This is a genomic window from Streptomyces sp. NPDC058955, from assembly GCF_042741435.1.
GTDB lineage: Bacteria > Actinomycetota > Actinomycetes > Streptomycetales > Streptomycetaceae > Streptomyces.
In genome coordinates this window covers 1-9,544 of the sequence record NZ_JBHYKM010000190.1, presented here as the reverse complement: position 1 = coordinate 9,544, position 9,544 = coordinate 1, and the positions used below count along the sequence as shown (strand labels likewise).

At 76.0% G+C, this 9,544-nt stretch carries 3 protein-coding genes; all 3 read left to right on the top strand.

The features are described from left to right. Positions 1-144 precede the first annotated feature (144 nt). Positions 145-1,269, top strand: a complete 1,125-nt coding sequence (locus ACFW1I_RS36990; protein ID WP_384678280.1) for an amidase family protein — start codon at positions 145-147, stop codon at positions 1,267-1,269. Positions 1,270-1,438: 169 nt separating this feature from the next. Next, positions 1,439-1,654, top strand: a complete 216-nt coding sequence (locus tag ACFW1I_RS36985) for an MbtH family protein (RefSeq protein ID WP_384678278.1) — start codon at positions 1,439-1,441, stop codon at positions 1,652-1,654. Between the two features lie 76 nt (positions 1,655-1,730). Next, the coding region (locus ACFW1I_RS36980) for an amino acid adenylation domain-containing protein (protein WP_384678276.1) at positions 1,731-9,544 on the top strand (7,814 nt) is incomplete at its 3' end.

Genomic DNA, 9,544 nt, shown 5'->3' with positions numbered 1-9,544 from the left:
TGAACTCCATCTCCACGGAGCTCGGCAACCTCAAGAACACCACCGACAACGCCGACCTCTCGAAGGCCGTCGACGACCTCACCAAGGGCGTCGAGGGGGGGCGGGGCGCCGGGGAGATCGGGCTCCCCCCCCCCCCCCCCGCCCGTGCGGGACGCGGAGGTCGTCACCCGGCTGCGTGCCGCCGGGGCCGTCGTCCTCGGCAAGACCAACCTCACCGAATGGGGCAACTTCCGCTCCACCCGCAGCATCGAGGGCTGGTCCGCCGTCGGCGGCCAGACCCGCAACCCCCACGACCCCGCGCGCAGCGCCTGGGGCTCCTCCGCCGGCTCGGCCGCCGCCGTGGCGGCCGGCATGGCGCCGCTCGCCCTCGGCACCGAGACGGACGGCTCGCTCGTCTGCCCGGCCGGCGTCTGCGGCGTGGCTGCGATCAAACCGGCGCCCGGCACCCTGCCCACGGCCGGGGTCGTGCCCATCTCCAGCGTGCAGGACACCCTCGGGCCCCTCGCGCCCCGGCTGGCCGACGCGGCCCTCGGCCTCGCGGTCCTGACCGGTCGTCCCCTCCCCACCGCACCGGCCCCGCCCGGTGGCGTACGGATGGGCCTCTGGCACGTCAAGGGCATGGCCCCCGACGCCCAGGAGCTCGCGGAACGCCTCGCCGAACGGCTCAGGGCCGCGGGCGCCACCGTCGTCCCCGTCGAGATCGCCCTGCCCAGGGACCTGCTCGTCGACGGACTCGACGCGCTCTGCGCGGAGTTCCGGCCCTCACTGGAGCGGTACCTCGGCGGCAGGCCCGGTGCGCCCGCCACCCTCGACGAGGTCATCGCGGCGAACCGCCGGGACCCCGTGGAACTGGGCCTCTTCGGCCAGGAGTTGCTGGAGCGGTGCGCCGAACTCGGCGACGGGGAACGGGCGCTCGCCCCCGCCCTCCGCCGCCGCTCCCGGCGACGGGCCCGCCACCTCATCGACGCGGCCCTGGCCCGGCACGGCGTGGACGTCCTGCTGGCCGCGACCAGCGGCCCGGCCTGGCGCATCGACGACGGACCCGACCCGTTCACCCGCACCAGCTCCACCCTCCCGGCCCTGGCCGGCCGGCCCGTCGTCGCCGTCCCCGCCGGACACTCCGGCGCACTGCCCGTCGGCGTCTCCCTGTTCGGGCCGCCCGCGCTGGAGCGGCTGCTGCCCGCCGCTTTCCTGGCCGAACTCCACGCCGACGCGCCCCGCACACCGGCAGTTCCGCGTCGGGTCCCTTTCCCCCGGAGCCGTCGGTAACTGCCGATCGGCTGCCCCGCCCGCTGCCTTTCCGGACCGCGCGGCGGCGATAACTTTCCGATGTCCCCGAGGAATCGACTCCTCGGAATCGAATCAGCGCAAGCGATTCCGCGACATCGAATCCACGTCATCGAATCCACGCGATCGGATCAGGAGCAGGAGAATCCCGATGACCACCAATCCTTTCGAGAACGCCGACGCCGCCTACCTGGTGCTGGTCAACCACGAGAACCAGCACTCCCTGTGGCCGGCCGACATCGAGGTCCCCGAGGGCTGGACCACCGTCCACGGAGCCGCGCCCCGGCAGAGCTGCCTCGACTACGTCGACGCCCACTGGACCGACATGCGCCCGGCGAGCCTCATCGCCGAGACCGCCGCGAACTGACCCGGGCCGCCGCCCGCCCCTCCCACCCCGAGATCCCGCGCCCCGTCCCGCGCCCCGACCGATGGAGATGATGAAGGTGTCCTTGGACTGCGTCCACGAGGTCTTCGAGGAGCAGGCGGCCCGGACCCCCGATGCCCCCGCCGTGGTCTTCGAGGGACGGGGCACCCCGTACGGCGAGTTGAACGCCCGGGCCAACCGGCTCGCCCGCCACCTGACCGCGCGGGGAGTGCGGCGCGGCGACACCGTCGGCGTGCTCCTGGAGCGGGACACCGAGCTGGTGGTGGCCGTCCTGGCCGTCCTGAAGGCCGGCGCCGGCTACACCCTCCTCGACCCCGGCCTGCCCGCCGGGCGGATCCGCGACATCGCCGCCCTGGCGGGAGCCGCCCGCGTCGTCACCGCCGCCCGGTTCGCCGGCCACTGGGACGGCACGCCGGTGCTCCCGGTCCCCGTCGACACCGAGGCGGACGCCATCGCCGCCCTGGACGACACCGACCCGAGGCGGGTCGCGGGGCCCGAGGACGTGGCCTGCGTGATGTTCACCTCGGGCTCGACGGGCCTGCCGAAGGGCGTGGTGGCGCCGCACCGGGCGATGACGGGGACACTGACCGGCCAGGACTTCGTGGCCTTCGGCCCGGACGAGGTGTGGCTGCAGTGCGCGCCGGTGTCCTGGGACGCCTTCGCGCTGGAGCTGTTCGGCGCCCTGCTGCACGGCGGCACCTGCGTCCTCCAGCCCGGAGCCCGCCCCGAACCGGCCCTCATCGCCCGGCTGATCGCCGACCACGGCGTCACCACCGTCCACGTCTCGGCGAGCCTCTTCAACTTCCTCCTGGACGAGTACCCGGGCTGCTTCGACGGCGTGCGGCAGCTGATGACGGGCGGCGAGCCGCTGTCCGTGCCGCACGTGGCCCGCGCCCTCGCCGCGTACCCGGGGCTGCGGCTGGTCAACGGGTACTCGCCCGTCGAATCCATGATCTTCACCTGCTGCCACACCATCGGCGAACCGGACACCGGGCACTCCGCGATACCCGTCGGCTCCGTCCTCACCCACAAGCAGGTCCACGTCCTCGACGAGCGCCTGCGCCCCCTCCCGGCCGGAGCCGAGGGCGAGCTGTACATGGCCGGCGTCGGTCTGGCCCGGGGCTACGCGGGCCAGCCGGGCCTGACGGCGGAACGCTTCGTCGCCCACCCGTACGGCGCCCCCGGCGCCCGCCTCTACCGCACCGGCGACCTGGTCCGCATGCGGCCCGACGGCGTCGTCGAGTTCGTCGGACGCGCCGACGGACAGGTGAAGATCCGCGGCTTCCGGATCGAACCCGGCGAGGTCCAGGCCGCCCTGATGAAGCACCCGCACGTCCGTCAGGCCGCCGTCGTGGTCCGCGAGGACCGGCCCGGCGACAAGCGGCTCGTCGCCTACGCCGTCCTCGACGCGCCCGGCGCCGCCACCCCCGAGGAGCTGCGCGACCACGCGGCCGCCCGCCTCCCCGAACACCTGGTGCCCTCCGCCGTCGTCGTCCTCGACGCCCTCCCGCTCACCCCGAACGGCAAACTCGACCGCCAGGCCCTGCCCGCCCCGCGGACCCGCACCGCGCCGGCCGGCCGCGCCCCGGAGACGCCCGCCGAGCACACCCTGTGCGGCCTGTTCGCCGACGTCCTCGGACTGGACGAGGTGGGCGCCGACGAGAGCTTCCTGCTCCTCGGCGGCCACTCGCTGCTCGCCGCCCGCCTGATCAGCCGCATCCGCCGCGCCTTCGGCGTGGAGATCGGCATCCGCGAGCTCTTCCGGGCACCCACCCCCGCCGCCCTCGCCCGCGCCCTCGACGGAGCCGAGGCCGCCCCGCCCGCCCTGCTCCCCGCCGTCCGGCCCGCCGAACTCCCGCTGTCCGCCGCCCAGCAGCGCATCTGGTTCCTCGACCAGGCCGAGGGCCGCGACACCGGCGAGGAACCCGCGGGCGGCGCCACGTACAACGTCCCGATCGCCCTGCGACTGCGCGGCACCCTCGACGCGGACGCCCTCCGCCGGGCCGTCGCCGACCTCGCGGAGCGCCACGAGGCCCTGCGCACCCGCCACCCCGCGACCGACGGCCGGCCCCGCCAGGAGGTGCCCGCCCCCGAGGACGCCGGTGTGCCCTGGACCCACACGGCCCCCGGCGCGGCCGGCCTCCCCGAGGCCCTCACCGCCGCCGCCCGCCAGGGCTTCGACCTCGCCACGGAGCCGCCGCTCCGGGCCCACCTCTTCGACGCCGGACCGGGGGAGCACGTCCTGCTCCTCGTCGTGCACCACATCGCCTGCGACGGCTGGTCCCTCGCCCCGCTGGTCGGCGACCTGGCGACCGCGTACACGGCCCGCGCCGGGGGCGGAGCGCCGGAGTGGGCGCCGCTGCCCGTCCAGTACGCCGACTACACCCTCTGGCAGCGCGACCTCCTCGGCGACCCGGCCGACCCGGACAGCGTGCTCGCCCGGCAGCTCGCGCACTGGCGGCAGGCCCTGGCCGGACTCGGCGAGGAGACCGCGCTGCCCACCGACCGCCCCCGCCCGCTGCACCCCTCGCACCGGGGCGGCGTCGTCCCCGTCGACCTCCCGGCCGGGCTCCACGGCCGGCTCCTCGACCTCGCCCGCCGCAGCGACTCGACCCTGTTCATGGTGGTGCAGGCCGGCCTCGCCGCGCTGCTCACCCGGCTCGGCGCGGGCGACGACATCCCCCTCGGCACGCCGGTCGCCGGACGGTCGGACGAGGCCCTGGACGACCTGGTCGGCTTCTTCGCGAACACCCTCGTGCTGCGGACCGACACCTCGGGCGACCCGACGTTCCGCGAACTCCTCGCCCGCGTCCGGGAGTCCGACCTCGCCGCCTACGCCCACCAGGACGTGCCGTTCGACCGGATCGTCGAGGAGCTGAACCCCGTCCGCTCCCCGGCCCGGCACCCGCTCTTCCAAGTGATGCTCGTCCTCCAGAACAACGCCGTCGCCACCCCGCGACTGCCCGGCGCCGACCTCGTCGAGCAGCGCGTGCTCACCCTCGACGTCGCCAAGTTCGACCTCACCTTCGACGTCACCGAGGGCTACGACGCCACCGGCCGCCCCACCGGCGTCCGCGGCACCGCCCAGTACGCCGTGGACCTGTTCGACCGGGACAGCGCCGAGGCGCTGGTGGCACGCCTGGTGCGCCTCCTGGAGGCGGCCGCCGACCGGCCCGACGTACCCATCGGCGACCTGGACGTCCTCGCGCCCGGCGAGCGGCGGCTGTTGCTGGGGGAGGGGAGCGCCCCGCTCGGCGCTCCGCTCCCGTACGGGACGCCCGTGCACGAGCTGTTCGAGCGGCAGGCCCGGGCCACGGCGGAGGCGACGGCCCTCGTCTCCGGCGACGCGCGGATGACGTACGGCGAGCTGGAGCGCGACGCGAACCGGCTGGCCCGGCACCTCATCGGGCTCGGGGTGCGCCGCGGCGACACGGTCGGCGTGCTCCTGGAGCGCGAGCCGCGGCTCGTCGTGGCCCTGCTCGCCGTGCTCAAGGCGGGCGCCGCGTACACCCTGCTCGACCCCGGGTTCCCCGGCGAGCGGCTGCGGGACGTCGTCGGACGCGCCGGACTCGCGCGGGTGGTCACGGCCGGGGCGCTCGGCGACGTGCTCGCCCCGGACACCCGCCTGGTCCTGCTGGACGCGGACCCGGACGCGGCACGCATCGCCGCCTGCGCCGGCACCGCGCCCGGGCGCGAGGTGGGTCCCGAGGACGCGGCGTGCGTGATGTTCACCTCGGGCTCCACGGGCGTGCCGAAGGGCGTGGTCGCCCCGCACCGGGCCCTCACCGGCACCCTGACCGGCCAGGACTTCGTGGACTTCGGCCCGGACCAGGTGTGGCTCCAGTCCGCGCCGATGTCCTGGGACGCCTTCGCCCTGGAGGTCTTCGGCCCGCTGCTGTACGGCGGCACCTGCGTCCTCCAGCCCGGCGGCAAGCCCGAGCCCGCGGTGATCGCCGAGCTGATCGCCCGCCACCGCGTCACCTCGGCCTACCTGTCGGCGAGCCTGCTGAACTTCCTGCTCGACGAGTACCCCGGGTGTTTCACCGGGATGCGCCAGGTCATCGGCGGCGGCGAGGCCGCCTCGCCCGCCCACGCGGCGAAGGCGCTCGCGGAGTACCCGGGACTGCGGCTGGTCAACGGCTACGGACCGGTCGAGGCGATGATCTTCGTGTCGACCCACACCATCACCCCGGAGGACACCCGCCACCCGGCGATCCCGATCGGCCGGCCGATCGCCCACGAGCGCGTGTACGTCCTGGACGACCGGCTCCGCCCGGTGCCGGCCGGCGTCGTCGGCGACCTGTACCTCACCGGTGCCGGACTGGCCCACGGCTACCTGGGCCAGCCGGGCCTGACGGCGGAACGGTTCGTCGCCCACCCGCACGGCGCCCCCGGCGAGCGGGTCTACCGCACCGGCGACCTGGTCCGCCGGCGCGCCGACGGCGTCCTGGAGTACGTCGGACGCGCCGACGGGCAGGTGAAGATCCGCGGCTTCCGCGTCGAGCCCGGCGAGGTCCAGGCCGTCCTGATGCGGCACCCGCACGTCCGGCAGGCCGCCGTGGTGGTCCGCGAGGACCGGCCCGGCGACAAGCGCCTCGCCGCCTACCTCGTCGCCGAGCCCGGCACCGTGCTCGACCCGGCCGACGCCCGCGCCCACACCACCGCCCACCTGCCCGAACACCTCAGGCCCGGCAGCTTCACCGTCCTGGACGCCCTCCCGCTCACGGCGAACGGCAAGCTCGACCGCCAGGCCCTGCCCGCCCCCGCGCCCACCGCGTCCGCCGACGCCGGCGCGGAGCCGCGCACCCCCCGCGAGACCGCCCTGGCGGAGCTCTTCGCCGGCGTCCTCGGCGTCGAACGGGTCGGCGTGCACGACAGCTTCTTCGACCTGGGCGGCCACTCGCTCCTCGCCGCCCGCCTGATCAGCCGCATCCGCACCGCGCTCGCCGCCCACGTCGGCATCGCCGAACTCTTCCACGCCCCGACCGTGGCCGCGCTCGCCGCCCGCCTCGACGCCACCGACGCCGACGCCGGATCCGGAGCCGCCCCCCGCCCGCCCCTGCTGCCCGCCCCGCGCCCCGACCGCGTCCCGCTCTCCTCCGCCCAGCGGCGCCTCTGGTTCCTCGACCAGGCCGAGGAGCCCAGCGCCTCGTACAACGTGCCGCTCGCGCTCCGCGTCCGCGGCCCCCTCGACACCGACGCGCTGCGCCACGCCGTCCTCGACGTGACGGCCCGCCACGAGGCCCTGCGCACCGTCTTCCCCACGGCGGACGGCGAGCCCCACCAGCACGTCCTCGACGCCGACGCCGCCCTCGCCGCCCGGGTGTGGCACACGGTCGCCTGCCCCGAACGGGACCTGCCCCGGGCCCTCCGCGACGCCTCCGCCCACCGCTTCGACCTCGCCGCCGAGCCCCCGCTGCGGGCCACGCTGCTCACCGTCGCCCCCGAGGACCACGTCCTGCTCCTGGTGACGCACCACATCGCCGCCGACGGCTGGTCCCTCGCCCCGCTGGCCCGCGACCTCACCACCGCCTACGAGGCCCGCCGTTCGGGCCGTCCGCCGCAGTGGGCGCCGCTGCCCGTCCAGTACGCCGACCACACCCTCTGGCAGCGCGCCCTCCTCGGCGACGAGGCCGATCCGCACAGCCTCGCCCGCCGCCAGCTGGACCACTGGCGCCAGGCCCTCGCCGGCGCCCCCGACGCGACGCCCCTCCCCACCGACCGGCCCCGGCCGGCCGTCGCCGACCACCGCGGCGACAGCGTCCCCCTCGCACTCGACGCCGGACTGCACGGCCGGCTCCTCGACCTCGCCCGCCGCAGCGACTCGACCCTGTTCATGGTGGTGCAGGCCGGCCTCGCCGCGCTGCTCACCCGGCTCGGCGCGGGCGACGACATCCCCCTCGGCACCCCGGTCGCCGGACGGTCGGACGAGGCCCTGGACGACCTGGTCGGCTTCTTCGTCAACACGCTGGTGCTGCGCACGGACACCTCCGGCGACCCGACCTTCCGCGAACTCCTCGCCCGCGTCCGGGAGTCCGACCTCGCCGCCTACGCCCACCAGGACGTGCCGTTCGACCGGATCGTCGAGGAGCTGAACCCCGTCCGCTCGCTCGCCCGGCACCCGCTCTTCCAGGTGATGCTGGCCCTCCAGGACGCCACTCCGGTCCCGGCCCTGCCGGGCTGCGAGGTGCGGGTCGCGCACCCCGAGCGCCACAGCGCCAAGTTCGACCTCACCTTCGTCGCCGAACAGCACCACGCCGAGGACGGCGCGCCCGCCGGCCTCACCGGCTTCGTGGAGTACGCCACCGACCTCTTCGACCGGACGACGGCCGAGACGCTCGCCGCCCGCCTGGTCCGCCTCCTCACGGCCGCCGCGGCCGAGCCGGACCGCCGGATCGGCGACCTCGACGTCCTCGCCGCCGACGAGCGCACCACGCTCCTCGACACCTGGAACGCCACCGCCACCGCCTTCCCCCGGACCGCGGGCGTCCACGAACTCTTCGAGCGGCAGGCCGCCCGCACCCCCGACGCCACCGCCCTCGTCCTCCCGGACCGCACGATCGGCTACGCGGAGCTCAACGCCTCCGCGAACCGGCTCGCCCGCCGGCTCCGCGCCCGGGGCGCGGGCCGCGGCGACACCGTCGCCGTCCTCCTCGACCGGGACCTCGACCTCGTCGTCGCCGTCCTCGCCGTCCTCAAGGCGGGCGCCGGATACACCCTCCTCGACGCCGGATTCCCTGTCGAACGGCTCCGCGCCGTCGCCGACACCGCCGGGGCCCGGCTGATCGTCACCGCCGGCGAACCCGCCGACGGCTGGCGCGACGCCGCCGCCGACTTCGTACGCCTGGACACCGAGGCGGACGCGATCGCCGCCCTGGACGACACCGACCTGGGACGGATCGCGGGGCCCGAGGACGTGGCCTGCGTGATGTTCACCTCCGGCTCCACCGGAGCGCCGAAGGGGGTCGTGGCGCCGCACCGGGCGATGACGGGGACGCTGACCGGCCAGGAGTACGTGGCCTTCGGCCCGGGCGAGGTGTGGCTGCAGTGCGCGCCGGTGTCCTGGGACGCCTTCGCCCTGGAGCTGTTCGGCGCCCTGCTGCACGGCGGCACCTGCGTCCTCCAGCCCGGGCTGCGGCCCGAGCCGGCCGCCGTCGCGGAACTGATCGCCGCGCACGGGGTCACCACCGTCCACGTCTCGGCGAGCCTCCTCAACTTCCTGCTCGACGAGCACCCGGGGTGCTTCGAGGGCGTGCGGCAGCTGATGACGGGCGGCGAGCCGCTGTCCGTGGCCCACATCGCGAAGGCGCGGGCGGCGTATCCGTCGCTGCGGCTGGTGAACGGCTACTCGCCGGTGGAGTCGATGATCTTCACCTGCTGCCACACGATCGAGGCACGTGACACCACCGCCCCGTCGATCCCAGTCGGCCGGCCCGTCGCGAACAAGCGGGTGTACCTGCTCGACGAGCGGCTGCGACCGGTCCCGGTCGGAGTCACCGGCGAGCTGTACATGGCCGGCGTCGGCCTGGCCCGTGGCTATGTGGGCCAGCCGGGCCTGACCGCCGAACGCTTCGTCGCCCACCCGCACGGCGCCCCGGGGGAGCGGGTCTACCGCACCGGCGACCTGGTGCGGTGGCGTGCCGACGGCGTCCTGGAGTTCCTGGGCCGCGCCGACGGCCAGGTGAAGATCCGCGGCTTCCGCGTCGAGCCCGGCGAGGTCCAGGCCGCCCTGATGGCCCACGGCACCGTCCGCCAGGCCGCCGTGCTCGTCCGCGAGGACCGGCCCGGCGACAAGCGGCTCGTCGCCTACGCCGTCCTCGACGCGCCCGGCGCCGCCACCCCCGAGGAGCTGCGCGACCACGCGGCCGCCCG

Coding starts and splice junctions, on each gene's coding strand:
- ACFW1I_RS36985 (WP_384678278.1), top strand. CDS start 1,439: ATGACCACCAATCCTTTCGAGAACGCCGACGCCGCCTACCTGGTGCTG.